Genomic DNA, 19,543 nt, shown 5'->3' on the forward strand with positions numbered 1-19,543 from the left:
CCGGCGCCCGAGGCAAAAAGCCTGCTGACAGAGTACGCGCCGAGGCTACGGCTTGTCACCTGCTGTCTGCTCCTCGCGCAGTACCCGGCGCAAGATTTTACCCACGTTACTCTTCGGCAGCTCGTTATAGAACACGATCTGTTTCGGCACCTTATAGCCCGTCAGATGACGGCGGCAGTGACTCACCAGTTCATCGCGCGTCAGGCTGGGATCACGCTTGACCACGCACACCTTAACCATCTCACCGGAGCTTTCGCTCGGTACGCCGATGGCCGCACATTCCAGCACCTTTGCATGCATGGCCACCACCTCTTCGATCTCATTGGGATAGACGTTGAAGCCGGAGACCAGGATCATGTCTTTCTTGCGATCGACGATACGCAGGAAGCCGAGTTCATCCATGGTGCAGACATCGCCGGTCGCCAGCCAGCCGTCACGCATGATCTCATCCGTCGCCTCTGGCCGTTGCCAGTAGCCCCGCATCACCTGCGGGCCGCGTACCTGCAACTCGCCCGCCTCGCCCAAGGCTACCTCGCGACCATCATCATCCACCAGCCTGACCTGGGTCGAGGGCACCGGCAAACCGATGCTGCCACTGTAACGTTTTAGATCGTAAGGGTTACCCGCCACCAGCGGCGAACACTCCGTCAGGCCGTAGCCCTCCAGTAAATGATGCCCGGTCAGCTTTTCCCAACGCTCGGCCACCGCCTTCTGCACCGGCATGCCACCACCGACCGATAGCCGCAGCGACGAGAAGTCCAGCTCGCGAAAATCCTCGTTGTGCAGCAAGGCATTGAAAAGGGTGTTCACACCGGTCAGCGCGGTGAAGGGGTAACGACTCAACTCCCGTACCATGCCCGGAATGTCACGCGGGTTGGTGATCAGTAGGTTGCGCCCCCCCATCTCGATAAACAGCAGACAATTCACCGTCAGGGCGAAGACGTGATACAGCGGCAGCGCCGTCACCACCATCTCTTGTCCGCGCTTCAGTAACGGCCCATAGGCCGCTTTGGCCTGCTCCAGATTGGCCTGCATGTTACGGTGCGTGAGCATCGCTCCCTTGGCGACGCCCGTGGTACCGCCGGTATATTGCAGGAAGGCCAGATCGTCGTTGACGATGTCCGGCTTGACGTACTGCATGCGTCGCCCACGTTGCAACACCCGACGGAAAGAGATGGCGTCCGGCAGGTTATATTTGGGTACCAGGCGCTTGATGTACTTGACCACGAAGTTAACCAGCGTCCCCTTGGCCGCCGGTAACTGATCCCCCATGCGCGTCAGGATCACATGGCGCACCTGAGTCGAATACACCACCTTCTCCAGGGTGTGAGCGAAGTTGGAGACGATGACGATGGCGCTGGCACCGCTGTCGTTCAGCTGATGCTCCAGTTCGCGCGGGGTATACAACGGGTTGACGTTCACCGCCACCATCCCGGCGCGCAGGATGCCAAACAAGGCGATGGGGTACTGCAACAGGTTGGGCATCATCAACGCCACGCGATCGCCCTTCTGCAAGCCGAGGCCGTTTTGCAGGTAGGCGGCAAAGGCGCGACTGCGCTCCTCCAGCTTGCGGAAGGTCATCACCTGCCCCATATTGATGAACGCAGGCTGATCCGCATAACGCGCGACGGCGTGTTCAAACATCTCCACCAACGACGCGTAATGGTCCGGATCGATCTCCGCCGGCACATCCTCCGGATAGCGTTTAAGCCAAACCTTTTCCAAGGTGCTTCTCCCTTGTCTCTTATCTGTGTGAGGGGATGACGATCGTCGCCCGTGGCGAGGCGGCGAGAGCCGACCCGTGGCGTGCGATCGCCGTCGTGAATATGCCCTCCTGGCATTAAAAACAAATAACCCCGCAGGGCGGGGTTGCTTTGTTAAGTGCCGCGCGACCTCGTGCAAACGAGGCGCCTGCGCGGCAGCGCGCCATTTTATACCCGAAGCGGCGCGATGGCACCTAAATCTCCCCATGATGAGGCAGTTTGCCCGCTTTTAATTCACGACTGGCCACGCTTTGCGCAGCGCATGAGCGGTTAACCTTGCGGGGCCACCACGTTTTCGATGCGTGCGGGCATCGGCGGACCCCATCCCCACCCGGGGCCGAAACCTGGCCCCCAGTAAGGGCCGCGCCAGTAAGGATCATAGCCCCATGGCGCGAGGCCTAACGGCTGCGGTGGCATGATCACCTGCTGATCGACCTGCCAACGCTGGTAACCGGTGATATCCAGGGTCACGAAGGTATACGGCGTCTGGCCGATCTTACCCGCGACGCTGCCCGTCAGCGGGCCGACCACGGTGACTAACTGGTGATTAAAGTTGACCGGGTCCAAGAAGTTCACGCTCTTGGCCAGGATGCGCCCCTGGGCCGCCTGACCGAGGATCGGGCGCGCCGCGTCATCCAGCGGCATCACGGCGATCTCCAGGTAGCTGGCCTCTTTCTTGTTGGTCACGCTGACCACCATACCGCCGAAACGCGCCTCCTGGCCGACATACAGATCGGGCGCATTATGCACCGCCACGAAGTTCTGCTGCGGCGTCGGCGAGGTACCACGCACCGATTCCGGCACACTCACGCAGCCAGCCAGCAGCCCCATTAATCCGACGACGCCCGCCGCCGCGATAGCCCTTATTATTCGCCGACTCATCTCACCCTCCGTTAACCCGGCCCCATACCTGCCGGGCAGATCTCGTGACTAGCCAGTTAGACTCGCGTCCCGCGGGCGGGTTCCCGCCGCCTGGTCGCTTAATCGCGTCCCGGCAGCTTTTTCCAGGTCACCTCGTTGCGCAGGTAAACCGGTTGCGCCTGCTCGACCGCCAGCGCCGCCCCCGCCTGCCAGGCTTGCAGCGCCAACGGCAGCATATCCTCGGCATGCGGTAAGCGTATCTGCCCATCACGTAGCGACAGGCCGCTGGCCGCCGCCATATCCGGATAGGTCTGCCAGCCGGTACCGACGGTAGCCCACTCGCCCTGCAAGGCGGCCAGACGCGCGGCCGCTTGCTGCGGGCTGAGTACCGCCTCGCTGTCCTCACCCTGCCAAATACCGTCGACATCGCGCCGGTATTCGCCCCAGTAGACCTCGCCCATGCGCGCATCGATGGCGCTCAGCACCTGACCGGCCGCTCCGACGCGCCAGGCGCCCTGTGCCATGGTCGCCAACGTGGAGACACCCAGCATCGGCAGATCGGCGCCCAACGCCAACCCCTGAGCGATGCCGACCCCGATACGCACCCCGGTAAAGCTGCCCGGGCCGCGGCCGAAGGCCAGCGCATCCAACTGCGCCAGCGTTAATCCGGCTTCGGCCAGGATCTGCTGCACCATCGGCAGGATACGTTGCGTGTGCTCGCGTGGGCAGAGTTCGAACTGCGCCAGGCTCTCGCCGTTATTCCACAGAGCAACGGAACAGGCTTCCGTTGCGGTATCAATCGCTAAAATTCGCGTGGACATGCCAACCTCGGCAGGAAAATAAATGAGTTACTGATATGGAGAATGATAACACAGCCCCCTAAGGCTGTATTTGTCAATTCTCCGTCGCGCCCTCGGCCTGCGCCGCCGGAGCGGCACGCAGGAAGTCGATGGCTCGCGCCAGATCGCGGGTACGCGGCGCTGGCGGTAGGCTACGCAGAAACACCTCACCATAGGGGCGCATCACCAGGCGATTATCGCAGATGACGATCACCCCGCGGTCGCGGCTGTCGCGGATCAGGCGCCCGACCCCTTGCTTGAGGGTGATCACCGCATCGGGCAATTGCACCTGGCTAAAGGGGTCGCCGCCGCGTAGTCGGCAATCCTCCATGCGCGCCTTGAGCAAGGGATCGTCCGGCGCGGTGAAGGGTAACTTGTCGATGATGACGCAACTGAGGGCGTCACCGCGCACATCGACCCCCTCCCAGAAGCTGCCCGTCGCCACCAGCAAGGCGTTACCGGCGGCGATAAAGTCGGCCAGCAGGCGCGACTTACCGCTCTCCCCCTGCACCAACACCGGCAAGGTCAAACTGACACGAAACGCCTGGGCCAGATCGCGCATCATGGCGTGGGAGGTGCAGAGAAAGAAGCAACGCCCGTTGTTGGCCTCAATCAGCGGGCTGAGCATACGCGCCAATTGCACGGCGCCACCGGGCTGATTCGGCGAGGGCAGGAAACGGGGAACACACAACAAGGCCTGATGGGCATAGTCGAACGGGCTGGGCAGCAGCAGGCTGCGCGCCGCCGTCAATCCCAGGCGCTCGCTAAAGTAACCGACCTCCTCCTCCACCGCCAGGGTGGCCGAGGTGAAGATCCAGGCGCCGGGTTTACTTTGTATCACCTCGCGGAACTTCTCCGCTACCGTCAGCGGCGTCAACGCCAGCACGAAGTGGCGCGGGGTACATTCGTACCAATAGCTGTAGCCGGGTTGGCTCACATCGGAGAGCCGTTTCAGCCGATTGCGGTAGAGGGTGGCCCGCTCGAAGGCGGCATCGAGTAACGCCGAACGCCCCAGCGACATCTTCATCACGTCGTAGCACAGCTCGAGGGCATCATCGACCAACAGCAGGGCGCGACGCACCTCGTTCTGCGCCAGGATGTCGCGCAGGTTGCCGCGAAAGCCGGGATCGCCCAGCACGATGCGCAGATCGAGACTGCGTTGCGTCAGCAGATCGGCGCTCTTCTGTAACTGAGCGACATCGCGCAGCTCGGTACGGTAGGCCATGATGATGTCGCGCGCCAGATCCACCAGTTGGCGGCTGGAGAGCTGCTGGCCGAAGTATTGGCTGGCGATGTCCGGCACCTGGTGCGCCTCGTCGAAGATGGTCACCTGCGCCTCGGGGATCAGCTCGCCAAAGCCCCCCTCCTTGACCACCAGATCGGCCAGGAACAGATGGTGGTTGACCACCACCACCTGCGCCTCCATCGCCCGCCGCCGCGCCTTGACCACGAAACAGCCCTTGTAGTGTGGGCAGTCACCGCCCAGACAGTTGTCGTTATTGCTGGTCACTAACGGCCAGACCGCGCTCTCCTCCGCCACACCGTGGCACTGGCTGATGTCGCCATCCTCGGTCTGGATCGACCAACTGCGCACCTGCATCAACTCGGCCAACAGCGCCGGGGCCAGCTCGCCCCCGGCCAGTGACTGTTGCTCCAGACGCTCGCTGCACAGATAGTTGGCGCGCCCCTTAAGCAGTGCCGTCGCCCCCTGGTAATCCAGCGCCGCCTTCATCAGCGGCAGGTCACGGTTATACAGCTGATCCTGCAATGCCTTGGAGCCGGTCGAGATGATCACCTTCTGGCCACAACGCAGCGCGGGCACCAAGTAGGCGAAGGTCTTGCCGGTTCCGGTGCCCGCCTCCACCACCAATTGTCCCTGGGTGGTGATCGTCTCCGCGACCGCCTGCGCCATCTGGCGTTGCGCCTCGCGGGGGGTGAAGCCGGGTATTTTCTGGGTTAATAGCCCATCGGGGGCAAAATCGTCGGCCACGGCATCTCTCATCTCGGGAATTATAGTGGGGGGATTATGCCAACTCCGTGGCGCAAGCTCCATCGCCATGGGGCTTTATTATCTGACAGACGCACGCATACGCGGGCGGGAGATCGCCCGCTGGCGACGATTTTGGGTATACTAGCGACACGCCAACAACATGACGAGAAGGGTGAGAAATGTCTATCGAACGTATTAATCCGGAGAAACGCTGGTCGGATGCCACCGTCTTCAACGACACCATCTATTTTACCAGTGTGCCGGAGAATCTGGAGGCCGACGCCACGGCGCAGACCGCCAATGCGCTGGCGGCCATCGACATGCTGCTCGCCCAGTTGGGCAGCGATAAGAGCCGCGTCCTGGATGCCACGATCTTCCTGGCCGATGGCGCGGACTTCGAGGCCATGAATGCCGCCTGGGACGCCTGGGTGGTGCCGGGCAAGGCGCCGGTGCGCTGTACCGTACAGGCCAAACTGATGCACCCGCAGTATCGGGTCGAGATCAAGATCGTCGCCGCCCGCTAACCGGAGGGCCCGCGAATGGGCCACCCTGGCGCTCGCGCCGAGGCCGGCGGGATCATCCCCCTGCCGGCCAGCCGCGAGATAGCCACTAGGCCAGCTTGATCATCACCATGCCGGCCAGCAACAGCGCCAATCCGCACCATCCCTTCACGTTCAAGCGTTGACCGAACAACACCCATCCCGCCGCCATGGTCGCCACGATACCGAAGCCCCCCCATAGGGCGTAGGCCACCGACAGCTCGATCCCTTTCACCGCTTGACTCAAGGCACCGAAGGCCGCCAGAACCGCCAACAGAGAGAGCACTCCCGGCAAGGGGCGACGAAAACCATCGGACCACTTGAGCAGGATATTGGCACCGATCTCCAGCACCACCGCCGCGCCCAGCCAGACGGCGTGTAACCATTCAAACGGTGACATGTTTCCTCCCCGCCGCCTCATCAGCGTTCGGGCGCGTACCGCTCAAGCCACGTTTCACCGTGCCGGACTTCAACAAGATGATGCCGCCCACCAACAGCGCCAACCCCGCAAGCTTGAGCGGGGAGATCGACTCGCCGAACCACAGCACGCTGAACAGGGTGATAAACAGGATACCGATTCCCTCCCACAGGGCATAGGCGACGCCCAGCGCCACGCGTTTAACCGCGAAGGCCAGCAGAATATAGGAGATCGCCACCATCAGTAACATCACAATATTGCCGCCGATGCTGCCGCTGACGCTGGCCCACTTCATCGATAAGGTGCCGATGATTTCGGCGGCGATGGCACAAGCCAAAAAGATCCAATAAATCATAATATTCTCCATTAATTTAGTTTTAGTTATCAGGCCGATATTTTTCTTTAAGTTCTAAAAAATTATTTTTATAAATAAGATGATAGAGAAACTCATCACGCACGGAGTCCGCCGCGAATGCAGAAGATAAATAACCGATAGCCTAATGCCGTCACCCGGCGTGGTGCGATACACACGCGGCGAACAGACGATGGAGAATGACGCTATAGCTCACTACACCAGTGGTACTGACTGGCGATTGTGCAAGAAATGAATAATAGATATGCAGAGGTTTTGATCATCAAACGATTATGCGTTTTCATAGTTGTTTACCCTCTTCCCCCGTACCTGAATCTGGTTGTACGGTTTGTGCAGTGTCCTCCGGTTAGTCATCGTTATATTAGTTGTAGCATAGGCAATTTATTTAAGCAAACCGCCCTTTCCCGTATTTTTCATGGAAAAAATGCCAAAAATAAATAAGTTATCAGATTAAAAAAATAGGGCCACCCCATGGGGATAGCCCTATTCTCCTGCGCCGTCAAGGCGTTAGTCTCATCCCCCTCGGCGCGACGCTGAATAAAGCCAGCGCGCCGGTGGTTAATCATGCAATGGGACGATGAGATTAATCCTTGGCGCCCATCACAGCCTGACGGGCCAGCTCGGTAATGCGCGCGTAGTCACCGCTCGCTAACGCGTCCGCCGGGATCAGCCAAGAACCACCGATGCACAGCACGCTCTTCAGCGCCAGGTAATCCCGGTAGTTGCTCGGCGAGATGCCACCCGTCGGGCAGAAACGGATGTGAGAGAACGGCCCGGCGATAGCCTGCAGCGCCTTCACCCCACCGTTGGCCTCCGCTGGGAAGAATTTGAACTCTTTCAGGCCGTAATCCATCCCCTGCATCAACTCGGATACCGTGCTGATACCCGGAATCAACGGAATCGAACCCGCCGTCGCCGCCTGCAACAGCCCCTCGGTCAGACCCGGGCTGATGGCGAACTGAGCGCCAGCCTCGGTCACTTGGCGCAGCTGCTCGGCGTTAGTCACGGTCCCGGCACCGACGATAGCCTCCGGGACTTCCTGCGCGATCAGGCGGATCGCCTCCAGCGCGCAGTCGGTACGCAGCGTCACTTCCAGTACGCGTACCCCACCGGCGACCAGCGCCTTCGCCAAGGGCACCGCCTGCTCCAGCTGGTTGATCACGATGACCGGCACGACGGGGCCGGCGGTCAGAATGGATTCCGCACTCACTTTCCAGTTGTTCATTGTCGCTTCTCTCCTGATGCCTTTCGGCGGATTAATCGGTGATCCCTTAGCGGCACGCCGGCCGACGACGCCTGAAGACAGGCGGGGATCGGTCATAGCGGGGGCGGTCAACACCGCCCCAGCGGGTTAAGCCTGATAAAAGGGGATGCAGCTGGCGCCCTCTTCGGCGCCGGACAGCTGTTCGCGCAACGGATGGAACAGCTCACGCCCCGAGCCATCGTGCAACGCCGAGAGATCCGGCCGCGCCTCGCTACGCGCCGCCAGCTCGGCCTCGTCAACCAGCAGGGTCAAGGTCCCATTACGCCCATCGACGCGCACCCGGTCACCGTCGCGCACCTTGGCCAGCAGGCCACCGGCGTAGGCTTCCGGTGTCACGTGAATGGCGGACGGAACCTTACCGGAGGCGCCGGAGAGACGACCGTCCGTCACCAACGCCACCTTCAAGCCGCGATCCATCAAGACGCCCAGCGGCGGCATCAGCTTATGCAATTCCGGCATGCCGATGGCACGCGGCCCCTGGTAGCGCACCACCACCACGCAGTCGCGATCCAGCTTGCCGGCCTCGAAGGCGGGTAGCACATCGTGCTGGCTTTCGAATACCACTGCCGGGGCCTCGATGATCTGGTTCGCCTCCGGCACCGCCGAGGTCTTCATCACCGCACGTCCCAAGTTACCGGCCAATACCTTGGTGCCACCGTGAGGGGCGAAGGGCGCCTCGATGCTGGCGATCACCTCGGAATCGAACGACTGCTCGGCACCGGGGCGATAGACCAACTGACCATCCTCCAGGAACGGCTCCTGGGTATAACGGCTCAGGCCATGGCCCGCGACGGTCTCGACCGCTTCATGCAGCAATCCGCCCTTAAGCAGTTCACGCACCAGCACGGCGACACCGCCCGCCGCCTGGAAGTGGTTGATGTCGGCCGGACCGTTCGGGTAGATGCGGCACAATAGCGGCACCACCTCGGAAAGTTCGGAGAAGTCATCCCAGTTGATGATGATGCCCGCGGCGCGCGCCATCGCCACCAGGTGCATGGTCAGGTTGGTGGATCCGCCGGTCGCCAGCAGGGCCACGATACCGTTAACCACCACACGCTCATCCACCATCCGGCCGATCGGCAGGTAGTTACCGCTGCTCTCCGTCATGCGCGTCACCTGGCGAGCCGCCGCATCGGTCAGGGCGTGGCGTAGCGCGGTATCCGGCTGGACGAAGGAGGAGCCCGGCAGATGCATCCCCATCACCTCCATCACCATCTGGTTAGAGTTGGCGGTTCCGTAGAAGGTACAGGTACCCGGCGCATGGTAGGAGGCGGCTTCCGACTCCAGCAACGCCTCACGCCCGACCTTACCCTCGGCGAACAGTTGGCGGATGCGCACCTTCTCCTTATTCGGCAGGCCGCTGGCCATTGGCCCGGCCGGTACGAACAGGGTCGGCAGATGACCGAAAGACATCGCCGCCATAAACAGCCCCGGAACGATCTTGTCGCAGACCCCCAGGTAGAGCGCGCCGTCGAACATGTTGTGTGACAGCCCGACCGCGGCGGACATGGCAATCACCTCGCGACTCATCAGCGACAGCTCCATGCCGTCCTGCCCCTGAGTCACCCCGTCGCACATCGCCGGCACGCCGCCTGCGACCTGGCCGACCGCGCCGACCTGATGCAACGCCGCCTTGATCTGCTGGGGGTAGCTTTCATAGGGCTGGTGGGCGGAGAGCATATCGTTATAGGCGGTGATGATCGCGATATCGCTCTGGGTCATGCTCTTCAGCGTCGCCTTGTCCTGCTGGGTGCAGGCGGCGAAGCCGTGCGCCAGGTTACCGCACGCCAACTGGGCGCGCTGTACCCGCTTGCTGCGTGCGCGCTCGATCTTGGCCAGATAGGCCGTACGCGCGGCGCGTGAGCGTTCAATAATGCGTTGGGTAACACGTTCTACGGTTGGATTCATTGCAGCCTCATGCCGTCCAGTAGACGTCGACCGGCGTCCGACTCTGTTGGAGTACGGCGCGGATCGGCATCTCATTCACCTCCACACCGCCGACCGCCTGCAGATAGACCTGTCGCTTGGTGTCGCCCACCAGGTGCAGGTAAATCTGCCGGCTGTCCAGCAGCGCCGGGAGTGTGAGGGTTATGCGATCGAGCGGCGCCGTGAGGGGAGTCATCCCCATACACACGCGACCGGAGTCCATCGCGAGAGCCGGAAACAGATTCTCTGCTCCGGGGAAAAGTGATGCGGTATGGCCATCGTCCCCCATACCCAGGATCACCACGTCGAAAGGACGCGGTACCGCCGCCAGGGCCGCCTCGCTGGCGGCCGCGCCGACGAACGGTGTCGCGGCGTCGTTCTTCAGCCCGATGAAACGCGCTGCCGAGGCCGCCCCCTGTAACAGGTGCTCCCGCACCAGACGCTCGTTGCTGGCCTCATCCTGCGGGGCGACCCAGCGTTCGTCGGCCAGGGTAATCGTCACCCGTGACCAATCGAGCGCCTGCTGCGATAGGCAGGCGAACAGCCCCAGCGGGGTACGCCCGCCGGAGACCACCAGGCTGGCTTGGCCGCGAGCGGCGATCCCCTGACGTAGGCGTGCGGCGATGTCGTCAGCCAATTGTTCGTTCAGCGCCTGCGCGCCCTGTACTTCGTTAAAGGTTACCATCGTCTCTCCTCCTCTCTCATTGCGGGGCCACTCCGCCCCGCCCTGGCTGCTTAGAACTCGTTCCAGCAGCGGCCATCACGCGTAATCAAGGCCACAGAGGAGACGGGCCCCAGCGTGCCTGCCTGATAGGGCTTCGGCGCATCGTTATCGTCGGCCCAGGCGGTCATGATGGAATCGACCCATTTCCAGGCCTCCTCCACCTCATCGCGCCGTACGAACAGCGCTTGAATGCCGCGCATCGCCTCCAGCAGCAGGCGCTCATAGGCATCCGCCAGATGCTCCTGATGGAAGGTATCGGAGAAGCTCAGATCCAGCTTGGTGGTCTGCAGGCGGTGCTTATGCTCCAGCCCCGGCACCTTGTTGAGGATGTCGATCTGCACCCCCTCATCCGGTTGCAGACGGATGGTCAGTTTGTTCTGCGGCAACGCCTGGTAGGAGTCGCTAAACAGGTTGAGCGGTGGGTTCTTAAAGTAGACCACCACCTCGGAACACTTGTTCGGCAGACGCTTACCGGTACGCAGGTAGAACGGCACACCGGCCCAGCGCCAGTTGTCGATGTCGGCGCGAATGGCGATGAAGGTCTCGGTGTTGCTGCTCTTGTTCGCACCCTCCTCCTCCAGGTAGCCCGGCACCTTCTTCCCTTGGACGAAGCCGGCGGTGTACTGGCCACGCACCGTGGTCTCACGCACGTTGCTGTGATCGATGCGACGCAGGGAGCGCAAGACCTTCACCTTCTCATCACGGATACGATCGGTGGAGAGATCCGCCGGCGGATCCATGGCGATCATCGTCAGGATCTGCAGCAGATGGTTCTGCACCATGTCGCGCATCTGGCCCGCCTGATCGAAGTAACCCCAGCGCCCTTCGATGCCTACCTCTTCCGCCACGGTGATCTGCACGTGGTCGATCATGCTGTTGTCCCAGTTATTGGCGAACAACGCGTTGGCGAAGCGCAGCGCCAAGAGGTTCAGCACTGTCTCTTTGCCCAGGTAATGGTCGATACGATAGACCTGGTTCTCGTCGAAATAATGCGCCACCTGATCGTTGATCGCCCGTGATGAGGCCAGATCGGTACCCAGCGGCTTCTCCATCACGATGCGACTCGGCTGACGGTTCATTCCGGCATGGCCCAATCCTTGGCAGATGGCGCCGAAGGTGCTGGGCGGCATGGCGAAGTAGTTGAGGGTGACACGCTGCTGCGGGTCGACCATCTTGGCCAGACGCTGGAAGTGATCCGTATCGTTGACATCCAGGTTACAGAAATCGAGGCGCGCACTCAGACGCTGCCACAGCGCCTCATCCAGGCGCTCCTTCAAAAAGGTATCCAATGCCTCGCGTACCACCTCGCGATAGGCCTCGGCATCCCACTCGGCACGCCCGACGCCGATGATGCGCGTCTCGGGATGGATATGTCCCGCCTTCTCCAGCTGATACAGGGAAGGCAACAATTTACGTCGCGCCAGGTCGCCCTTGGCGCCAAAAATAACCAGGTCGCAAGCCTGTGCCGTTGACGTTACCGCCATATCTCTCTCCTCGTGCAGGTTACTTGTAATTTTTTTACAGAATCAGATTAATGATACTGATTGTAGCGAGAAAAACGGCTTCCGAGGCATGCTTTACTACACCGTTAATGCGGAAAGCAGCCTATGCGCCACCTCACTCAGCCATGCGACCGACCTTCTATGTAATTTTCTACCAAATTTGTAGAAAAATTACCATGCCGAAAGTTAGACACAGGTCATACATTGCAAAAAAAGGCCGTTCTCCGCCGCAGATGGACTGCAAAGCCGTCATCGCTCGTTGTATATTTTCAACAAACGTTGATAGATTTCTCTTTTATATGAAATCGCCTAACCCGATGAGTGGCCCTCTCCTATGAATACGCTGGAAAAAATCCAGGCAAGTCTGGATCAGCTGAGCAAATCCGAACGCAAAGTCGCCGAGGTCATCCTGGCCGCACCACAGACGGCTATCCACTCTAGCATTGCCACCCTGGCGAAGATGGCTGACGTCAGTGAGCCTACGGTAAACCGCTTTTGCCGCCGCCTGGAAACAAAAGGGTTTCCAGATTTTAAATTGCATCTGGCACAAAGCCTTGCCAACGGCACCCCCTACGTAAACCGCAACGTCGAAGAGAGCGACAGCGTCGATGCCTATACCAGCAAGATCTTCGAGTCGGCGATGGCCGGGCTGGAGATGGCGAAGAATCATCTGGATATGGCGACCATCAATCGCGCCGTCGATCTGCTGACCCAGGCAAAGAAAATTTCTTTCTTCGGCTTGGGCGCCTCCGCCGCCGTCGCCCACGATGCGATGAATAAGTTTTTCCGTTTCAACATTCCAGTGGTCTACTTCGACGACATCGTCATGCAGCGTATGAGCTGTATGAACTCCAATGAGGGCGATGTGGTGGTGTTGATCTCCCATACCGGGCGTACCAAGAGTCTGGTGGAGATGGCCCATCTGGCGCGTGAAAACGACGCCACGGTGATCGCCATCACCTCGCTCGGTACCCCGCTGGCCCAGGAGGCCAACCTCGCCCTGCTGTTGGATGTGCCGGAGGATACCGATGTCTATATGCCGATGGTCTCGCGTCTGGCGCAACTGACGCTGGTCGATGCCCTGGCTACCGGCTTTACCCTGCGCCGAGGGGCGAAATTCCGGGATAACTTGAAGCGGGTCAAGGAAGCCTTGAAAGAATCGCGCTTTGATAAGGAGCTATCCTTTCCCTCTCCCATCGAGTGAGGGTATGGCCTGGCTTTCCGTTAGCAGGCTGGTTCTAAATACTGGGTGCCGGTCGGTCGAGATCGACTCAATCGGTGTCCCCCGCAGGCGCTCGCCGCCTGTGGACTACCCGGGCGAGATGTGGCGGCACTGACCGTTATATTTGCCCACCGTTGTATTGGCAACACCAATGCTTCACATGTCAATGGAGTTATGCATGTCCAGACGGCTTAGAAGAACCAAAATCGTTACCACGCTTGGCCCGGCCACCGACCGCGACAATAATCTGGAAAAGATTATCTCCGCCGGCGCGAACGTGGTGCGTCTTAACTTTTCACACGGTAGCGCAGAGGACCATCAGCTGCGTGCGAACAAAGTTCGGGAAATCGCCGCCAAACTCGGGCGTCATGTCGCCATTCTCGGTGATCTACAGGGTCCCAAGATTCGAGTATCCACCTTTAAGGAAGGCAAGGTATTCCTCAACGTGGGGGATAAGTTCCTACTGGATGCCACCCTGGATAAGGGCGAAGGCGATAAAGAAAAAGTTGGTATCGACTATAAACGTCTACCGGAAGATGTGGTGCCGGGCGACATTCTGCTGCTCGACGATGGGCGGGTGCAACTGAAGGTCCTCTCCGTACAAGAGAATAAGGTCTTCACCGAAGTGACCGTCGGTGGCCCGCTCTCTAACAACAAGGGGATCAACAAACTGGGCGGGGGACTTTCCGCCGATGCCCTGACGGAAAAAGATAAGGCCGACATCCTGACCGCCGCGCAGATCGGCGTCGATTATCTGGCCGTCTCCTTCCCGCGTTGTGGCGAGGATCTGAACTACGCCCGCCGTCTGGCGCGCGATGCCGGCTGCGAAGCGAAAATCGTCGCCAAGGTAGAGCGCGCCGAGACCGTTGCCAGCGAAGAGGCGATGGATGACATCATCTTAGCCGCCGACGTGGTGATGGTTGCCCGTGGCGATCTGGGCGTCGAAATCGGCGATCCGGAGCTGGTAGGCATTCAGAAGGCCCTGATCCGCCGTGCGCGCAAGCTGAATCGCGTGGTGATCACCGCCACCCAGATGATGGAGTCGATGATCACCAACCCGATGCCGACCCGTGCCGAGGTGATGGACGTCGCCAACGCCGTGCTCGATGGCACCGATGCGGTGATGCTCTCCGCCGAGACCGCCGCCGGTCAATATCCGGCCGAAACGGTGGCCGCGATGGCGCGTGTTTGCCTGGGGGCAGAGAAGATCCCCAGCATTAACATCTCCAAACACCGCTTAGACGCGCAGTTCGACAACACGGAAGAGGCCGTGGCGATGTCGGCCATGTACGCCGCCAACCACCTCAAGGGGGTGGCCGCCATCATCGCGATGACCGAGTCCGGCCGCACCGCATTGATGATGTCCCGCATCAGCTCTGGCCTGCCGATCTTCGCCATGTCACGCCATGAGCGTACCCTGAACCTGACCGCCTTGTATCGTGGCGTGACGCCGGTTCACTTCGATAGCCAATGTGACGGCATCGCCGCCGCACAAGCTGCCGCGAATCTGCTGCGCGATAAAGGCTTCTTAGTCTCTGGCGATCTGGTGATCGTCACCCAGGGCGATCAGATGGGCACCATCGGCAGCACCAATACCTGCCGAACCCTACGGGTCGAGTAACGCACCCTCTCGCAACGGGGGCGCCCATGGCGCCCCCTTTTTTTCATCCCGATCCTGAGCGGCACCTTATAGGGTCAGCACGATAAACAACGCCATCCCCGCCAATACCCCAGAAAATGCCTGACGCTGATGGCTATCACTCACCCGACGCCGTAACTGCATCGCCAACGGTTGGGTCAATAGCGCGCACGCGAACACCGGTAACACCACACTCAGATTGACATAGCCGAACTGCCAGGCCCCTGGCAAGACCGCGCCAAGCGGTGGGGTGCGTAACAGATAGCTGGTGACGGTAACCGCGCTACCCAGCAGCAGCAACCAGTTGCAATACAGGGCGATACGTTGACGTGGAATCGAAGGCAACAGAGCCAGTAACGGCGCCAGCACCGACCCGCCCCCCAAGCCGGTAATACCCGCGACCGTGCCCCCCGCCAGACACAGGCCAATGCCATAGTTACGGGTACGTGGCGGGGACATCACCGTCGTCGTCGAGCTCGCCGCACAACGCAGGTTACGCCAAGCCATCAGTAGCAGGATGGCGGCGAAGATCAGCAGAATCGCCCGTCCAGGCAACAGGAAGCTGATGTGCACCCCCAGTTGCATGCCGGCGCTTACCGCCAATGCCCAGCCGATCAGCAGGCGGGGATCGGGGCGCAATTGCTGCCGCCAAAAGGCTAACACGTTGATTAACGCCGTCAGCATCACCACACTCAGCGAGGTGGCGGCCAGCAGTTGCACCTCACACGCGGGAAACAACACATGCAGCACCGGCACCAGCACGATACCGCCCCCCAGCCCAAACAGCGCGGAAAGCAGACTGGTCAACGCCCCGCACAGGCAGAGTAACGCAATAATTCCCAGGCTCATCCGGTTACCTTCGTTTCTTACGCTGGCCGGACACGTCGCTTACGGCGCTGCCTCTCACGACGAGCCGGTGTCGCGCGACTACAAATCCTGACGGCAGTAAGGCTCAATCTCCCCCGGCCGACGGGTCTTCAACAGTTTTAAGATCCAGGTGTACTGCTCCGGGTGCGACTCCATCAGCAGCTCCACCTCCTGATTCATCCGCCGGGCGATATAGGCATCATCTTGCCCGGCGATATCATCCATCGGCGGACGCAGGTAGATATCCAAGCGGCTCCGGTCGCCATCATACACCGGGAACAAGGGGATAACGCGCGCCCGGCACAGCTTCATCAAGCGTCCGATGGCTGGCAGCGTGGCCTTGTAGGTGGCGAAGAAATCGACGAACTCGCTGTGCTCGGCACCATGATCCTGGTCGGGCAGATAGTAGCCCCAATACCCCTTCCGCACCGAGCTGATAAACGGTTTAATGCCATCGTTGCGCGCATGCAGGCGACCACCGAAGCGGCGACGCGCCCAGTTCCAGAGGTAATCGACCAGGGGATTCTTCTGGTTATGGAACATGGCGGCCATCGGCTGCCCCCCCGCCGCCAGCAACATCGCCGGCAGATCGACCGCCCAGCCATGGGGCACCAGGAAGATGACATTCTCCCCCTGTTCACGCGCACGCTCGATGATCTCCGCGCCATGCCAATGGGTATGGCGCAGCAGACGGCGCGGGCCACGCAGGGTCAGTTCGGCCATCAGCAGCATCGACTGACCGGCGCGGGCAAACATCGTGTCGATGGTCTCCTCGCGCTGGCGTTCGCTCCATAAGGGAAAGCAGAGCATCAGGTTGATACGCGCCCGACGCCGCGCGCCTGAGGCCAGGCGCCCCGCCAACCGCCCGACGGCGCCGATCAGGCGATCGCGTAGGCGCAGCGGTAAGTAGGCCATCAGGGCCATCAGGCTGACCCCTAACCAGACTCCCCAATAGCGAGGATGTAAGAAGGCGGCGCGAAAACGCGGGATAAACTCAACGTTCGATTTAGTCTCTGTTTCCATCAATGGGCTCTTTTGTGATATCCGCTCGGTGATCCGGGCGGATGGCGGAAAATTGTAATCATTTGGCCGGCAAAAAAAAACCGTTGCCGTCTGCCGGGATGTCCGCTCAGCGTGCCGGCATGCTGCCAAACCGACGAACGGCGGCCTCGAAACAACAAAAAGCCCGCCGAAGCGGGCTTGACTGCGCATCGGTGGCTTAGGCCCCCGCTCAGTCCAGTTGCAGTTGCGGTACCACCTCGCGCGCCTGCGCCAGGAAGGCCGTACGCTCTTTGCCGGTCAACGCATCGGAGCGTGGCAGTTTCACCGTCAACGGGTTCACCGCCTGGTTGTTGACCCAAAACTCGTAATGCAGATGCGGACCCGTCGAGCGACCGGTGTTGCCCGACAGGGCGACACGATCGCCGCGTTTCACCTTCTGCCCCGGTTTCACCAGGATGGTCTTCAGATGCATAAAGCGCGTGGTGTATTGACGACCGTGACGGATCACCACGTAGTTACCGGCGGCGCCGCTACGCTTGGCGATCACCACTTCGCCGTCGCCCACCGCCAACACCGGCGTACCGACTGGCATGGCAAAATCGACCCCCTTATGGGGCGCGACGCGTCCCGTCACCGGATTGAGGCGATGCGGGTTAAAGTTAGAACTGATACGGAAGTGTTTACTGGTCGGATAACGCATGAAGCCCTTGGCCAACCCCCCGCCCTGACGATCGTAGTATTTGCCATCTTCGCCACGAATGGCGTAGTAGTCCTTGTCGCCACTGCGCAGACGCACGCCGAGGATCTGACTCTGCGCGCTCTTGCCATCCAGCATCTCACGAGACAGCAGCACCGAGAAGCGATCGCCCTTCTGCAGCTTACGGAAATCCATCTGCCACTGTAACGCCTTGATCACGGTGTTGATTTCATTACGATTCAGGCCAGCCGCCTGCGCGCTGGCGACGAAGCTGCCGTTGAGCGTACCGGTGATCACCCGGTTCTTCCACTCCCCCTGCTGGTTCTCTACCGTCTCTTTATAGCTGCCATCGCTCAGCTGGTAGACCCGCGTCTCACGACGCGAGACGTCCCAAGTCAGTTTCTGCAGGGCGCCATCGTCGTTGATCTCCCACGTCAGCGTCTGACCGACGTTCAGGTTACGCAGGGCGGGATATTGCTTCGCCAACGCCGAGACGGTAGACATGTCGACGCCATACTGGGTCAGAATGCTGCCCAGCGTATCACCGCTGGAAACGACATAGTCATGGCTGTTGCCGGCGTCGCTGCCATCGTCGATCTCATCCTTGGGCACGTCGTCTTCTGGCGCCGGCTGGTCGAGAGGTTCGCTGGCCTCAGGGGACAACGCCGTGAGCGACTGAGTCTCCAGTTGTACACTCTTGGCGACCTCACCCTCGACCAGGCGAGGATGAGAGACGAAAGGCTGCCAGATGGCGACAGCCAGGGTAACGACGCTCAGGGACCCCAACATGACACGATGGGGCCGGGGCAGATTACTGTATGCCTGAGCGATAGAACGCGCTATCTGCTGCACTCGGTTTTCCTCTTAATCTCCCTTCAGGCAGCTAGAATACTGGTGCGCCAGTGTGGTCAAGAAGACCTGATAACTGTCCGCACTCAGGGGGATCGCGCTCCCTAGGGGATCAAGTGTACCCTGCCGGACAGGGGTCCCCTGCGCAATCGCCGAGATGACTGCTGGCCTGAACTGTGGCTCAGCAAAAACGCAAACCGCTTTTTGCTCAACCAACTGTGTTCGAATTTGATGTAAGCGCCGTGCGCCAGGCTGGATCTCGGGATTGACGGTGAAATGCCCCAACGGGGTCAGGCCAAAAGCATTCTCGAAGTAACCATAGGCGTCGTGGAAGACAAAATAACCTTTACCTTGCACGGGCCGCAGCATCATAGCAACTTTCGTTTGTGTCTGCTCGAGTTGTTGCTCGAATTTACGTAGGTTGACATCCAGTTTCTCGCGATTTTGTGGGCTTTGTTGCACTAATCGGTCGTGGATGGCGATCGCTACCTGTTTGGCGATGGCCGGAGAGAGCCAGATATGCATATTATACTGGCCATGATCATCGGCGTGATCGGCCGCTAAGCCAGTCTGGGCGCCATTTGTAACAATATGTGACTCGGCAGATTCGGATTTTTCCGCGTGCTTTTCACTCTGCGAACTATGATGATCATGATCATCATCATCTCCCTCGATCAGCTGACTCCGCACGGTCGGCAGCGTGCTGAGAGAGAGATTTTTGCTTTTTTCTAGCTGTTGAGTTGGTTTAACCAAAAAACTCTCCATTTCTGGCCCTATCCATACCACCAGGTCGGCGTCACGCAATCGTTTGATATCGGATGGCTTCAGCGCATAGTCATGCGGTGAGGCACCGTCAGGCAGCAACACCTGCGTCGGCATCACCCCATCGGCGATCGCCGCAGCGATAAAACCCAATGGGCGAATCGAGGTGACCACATCGGCTCGTGCGCTACCGACCAGCGCGCATACCGACAGTGCGGAAGCAATCAGCGTGCGTTTAACTATATTGTTTTGCGATATCATGAGAAAATTTCCTGGGAAACGTACGAAGAAACGTTATATTATAAC

17 protein-coding genes are annotated in these 19,543 nt (G+C 60.3%); 3 read left to right on the plus strand and 14 right to left on the minus strand.

What is annotated here, in order from left to right:
• Positions 1-45 precede the first annotated feature (45 nt).
• From fadD to DCL27_RS09785, 4 genes are all read right to left on the minus strand, one after another.
• Complete coding sequence (gene fadD / locus DCL27_RS09770) at positions 46-1,725, minus strand: long-chain-fatty-acid--CoA ligase FadD (RefSeq protein WP_005293178.1); 1,680 nt, start codon at positions 1,723-1,725, stop codon at positions 46-48.
• Positions 1,726-2,033: 308 nt separating this feature from the next.
• Positions 2,034-2,645 carry a Slp family lipoprotein gene (locus DCL27_RS09775; RefSeq protein ID WP_228594425.1) on the minus strand — a complete coding sequence of 204 codons (612 nt, stop codon included), beginning with the start codon at positions 2,643-2,645 and terminating at the stop codon, positions 2,034-2,036.
• A 98-nt stretch (positions 2,646-2,743) separates the two neighbouring features.
• Positions 2,744-3,445, minus strand: coding sequence for a tRNA (adenosine(37)-N6)-threonylcarbamoyltransferase complex dimerization subunit type 1 TsaB (gene tsaB, locus DCL27_RS09780; protein WP_035596777.1), 702 nt, complete (start codon positions 3,443-3,445; stop codon positions 2,744-2,746).
• A gap of 73 nt (positions 3,446-3,518) precedes the next feature.
• Complete coding sequence (locus DCL27_RS09785; protein WP_035596774.1) at positions 3,519-5,453, minus strand: ATP-dependent DNA helicase; 1,935 nt, start codon at positions 5,451-5,453, stop codon at positions 3,519-3,521.
• A gap of 179 nt (positions 5,454-5,632) precedes the next feature.
• Between DCL27_RS09785 and DCL27_RS09790 the strand changes: the two genes are divergently transcribed.
• Complete coding sequence (locus DCL27_RS09790) at positions 5,633-5,977, plus strand: RidA family protein (protein WP_005284952.1); 345 nt, start codon at positions 5,633-5,635, stop codon at positions 5,975-5,977.
• Positions 5,978-6,062: 85 nt separating this feature from the next.
• On the opposite strand, the gene mdtI is transcribed toward DCL27_RS09790, so the two are convergent.
• The 6 genes from mdtI to zwf form a co-directional block, all read right to left on the minus strand.
• Positions 6,063-6,392, minus strand: a complete 330-nt coding sequence (gene mdtI / locus DCL27_RS09795; RefSeq protein WP_005284950.1) for a multidrug/spermidine efflux SMR transporter subunit MdtI — start codon at positions 6,390-6,392, stop codon at positions 6,063-6,065.
• Positions 6,379-6,765 carry a multidrug/spermidine efflux SMR transporter subunit MdtJ gene (gene mdtJ / locus DCL27_RS09800; RefSeq protein WP_035596771.1) on the minus strand — a complete coding sequence of 129 codons (387 nt, stop codon included), beginning with the start codon at positions 6,763-6,765 and terminating at the stop codon, positions 6,379-6,381. The genes mdtI and mdtJ overlap by 14 nt, the downstream gene beginning before the upstream one ends.
• Before the next feature lie 601 nt (positions 6,766-7,366).
• Positions 7,367-8,008, minus strand: coding sequence for a bifunctional 4-hydroxy-2-oxoglutarate aldolase/2-dehydro-3-deoxy-phosphogluconate aldolase (locus DCL27_RS09805; protein WP_005284935.1), 642 nt, complete (start codon positions 8,006-8,008; stop codon positions 7,367-7,369).
• A gap of 126 nt (positions 8,009-8,134) precedes the next feature.
• Positions 8,135-9,955 carry a phosphogluconate dehydratase gene (gene edd, locus DCL27_RS09810; protein WP_035596768.1) on the minus strand — a complete coding sequence of 607 codons (1,821 nt, stop codon included), beginning with the start codon at positions 9,953-9,955 and terminating at the stop codon, positions 8,135-8,137.
• Between the two features lie 7 nt (positions 9,956-9,962).
• Positions 9,963-10,658, minus strand: a complete 696-nt coding sequence (gene pgl / locus DCL27_RS09815; protein ID WP_005284931.1) for a 6-phosphogluconolactonase — start codon at positions 10,656-10,658, stop codon at positions 9,963-9,965.
• A 50-nt stretch (positions 10,659-10,708) separates the two neighbouring features.
• Positions 10,709-12,181 (minus strand): glucose-6-phosphate dehydrogenase, encoded by a 1,473-nt coding sequence (zwf, locus tag DCL27_RS09820; protein WP_005284928.1) that lies wholly within the window; start codon positions 12,179-12,181, stop codon positions 10,709-10,711.
• A gap of 352 nt (positions 12,182-12,533) precedes the next feature.
• Here zwf and DCL27_RS09825 point away from each other — a divergent pair, with 352 nt between their 5' ends.
• Together DCL27_RS09825 and pyk are read left to right on the plus strand one after the other, a co-directional pair.
• A complete protein-coding gene (locus tag DCL27_RS09825; protein WP_005284923.1) occupies positions 12,534-13,403 on the plus strand; it encodes a MurR/RpiR family transcriptional regulator in 870 nt (289 codons plus the stop codon).
• Between the two features lie 196 nt (positions 13,404-13,599).
• Positions 13,600-15,042 (plus strand): pyruvate kinase, encoded by a 1,443-nt coding sequence (pyk, locus tag DCL27_RS09830; protein ID WP_005293163.1) that lies wholly within the window; start codon positions 13,600-13,602, stop codon positions 15,040-15,042.
• A 66-nt stretch (positions 15,043-15,108) separates the two neighbouring features.
• Here the strand turns inward: pyk and DCL27_RS09835 are convergent, their stop codons facing one another.
• The 4 genes from DCL27_RS09835 to znuA form a co-directional block, all read right to left on the minus strand.
• On the minus strand, positions 15,109-15,909 hold the full coding sequence (locus DCL27_RS09835; RefSeq protein ID WP_005284916.1) for a sulfite exporter TauE/SafE family protein: 801 nt from the start codon (positions 15,907-15,909) through the stop codon (positions 15,109-15,111).
• 78 nt (positions 15,910-15,987) lie between these two features.
• A complete protein-coding gene (gene lpxM, locus DCL27_RS09840; RefSeq protein WP_005284912.1) occupies positions 15,988-16,950 on the minus strand; it encodes a lauroyl-Kdo(2)-lipid IV(A) myristoyltransferase in 963 nt (320 codons plus the stop codon).
• Positions 16,951-17,158: 208 nt separating this feature from the next.
• Entirely contained in the window at positions 17,159-18,478 is a 1,320-nt protein-coding gene (gene mepM, locus DCL27_RS09845; protein WP_005293159.1) for a murein DD-endopeptidase MepM, read from the minus strand.
• 12 nt (positions 18,479-18,490) lie between these two features.
• On the minus strand, positions 18,491-19,498 hold the full coding sequence (gene znuA, locus DCL27_RS09850; RefSeq protein ID WP_005284905.1) for a zinc ABC transporter substrate-binding protein ZnuA: 1,008 nt from the start codon (positions 19,496-19,498) through the stop codon (positions 18,491-18,493).
• Between the last annotated feature and the right edge of the window lie 45 nt (positions 19,499-19,543).

This window comes from Edwardsiella tarda ATCC 15947 = NBRC 105688 (genome assembly GCF_003113495.2).
In the GTDB taxonomy this organism is placed as follows: domain Bacteria; phylum Pseudomonadota; class Gammaproteobacteria; order Enterobacterales; family Enterobacteriaceae; genus Edwardsiella; species Edwardsiella tarda.

Excerpts from the sequence above, each read along its gene's own strand:
- DCL27_RS09790 (WP_005284952.1), top strand. The coding sequence starts at position 5,633 with ATGTCTATCGAACGTATTAATCCGGAGAAACGCTGGTCGGATGCCACC.
- mdtJ (WP_035596771.1), bottom strand. The coding sequence starts at position 6,765 with ATGATTTATTGGATCTTTTTGGCTTGTGCCATCGCCGCCGAAATCATC.
- DCL27_RS09835 (WP_005284916.1), bottom strand. The coding sequence starts at position 15,909 with ATGAGCCTGGGAATTATTGCGTTACTCTGCCTGTGCGGGGCGTTGACC.
- edd (WP_035596768.1), bottom strand. The coding sequence starts at position 9,955 with ATGAATCCAACCGTAGAACGTGTTACCCAACGCATTATTGAACGCTCA.
- znuA (WP_005284905.1), bottom strand. The coding sequence starts at position 19,498 with ATGATATCGCAAAACAATATAGTTAAACGCACGCTGATTGCTTCCGCA.
- DCL27_RS09825 (WP_005284923.1), top strand. The coding sequence starts at position 12,534 with ATGAATACGCTGGAAAAAATCCAGGCAAGTCTGGATCAGCTGAGCAAA.
- pgl (WP_005284931.1), bottom strand. The coding sequence starts at position 10,658 with ATGGTAACCTTTAACGAAGTACAGGGCGCGCAGGCGCTGAACGAACAA.
- zwf (WP_005284928.1), bottom strand. The coding sequence starts at position 12,181 with ATGGCGGTAACGTCAACGGCACAGGCTTGCGACCTGGTTATTTTTGGC.
- tsaB (WP_035596777.1), bottom strand. The coding sequence starts at position 3,445 with ATGTCCACGCGAATTTTAGCGATTGATACCGCAACGGAAGCCTGTTCC.
- lpxM (WP_005284912.1), bottom strand. The coding sequence starts at position 16,950 with ATGGAAACAGAGACTAAATCGAACGTTGAGTTTATCCCGCGTTTTCGC.
- pyk (WP_005293163.1), top strand. The coding sequence starts at position 13,600 with ATGTCCAGACGGCTTAGAAGAACCAAAATCGTTACCACGCTTGGCCCG.
- DCL27_RS09775 (WP_228594425.1), bottom strand. The coding sequence starts at position 2,645 with ATGAGTCGGCGAATAATAAGGGCTATCGCGGCGGCGGGCGTCGTCGGA.
- mdtI (WP_005284950.1), bottom strand. The coding sequence starts at position 6,392 with ATGTCACCGTTTGAATGGTTACACGCCGTCTGGCTGGGCGCGGCGGTG.
- DCL27_RS09805 (WP_005284935.1), bottom strand. The coding sequence starts at position 8,008 with ATGAACAACTGGAAAGTGAGTGCGGAATCCATTCTGACCGCCGGCCCC.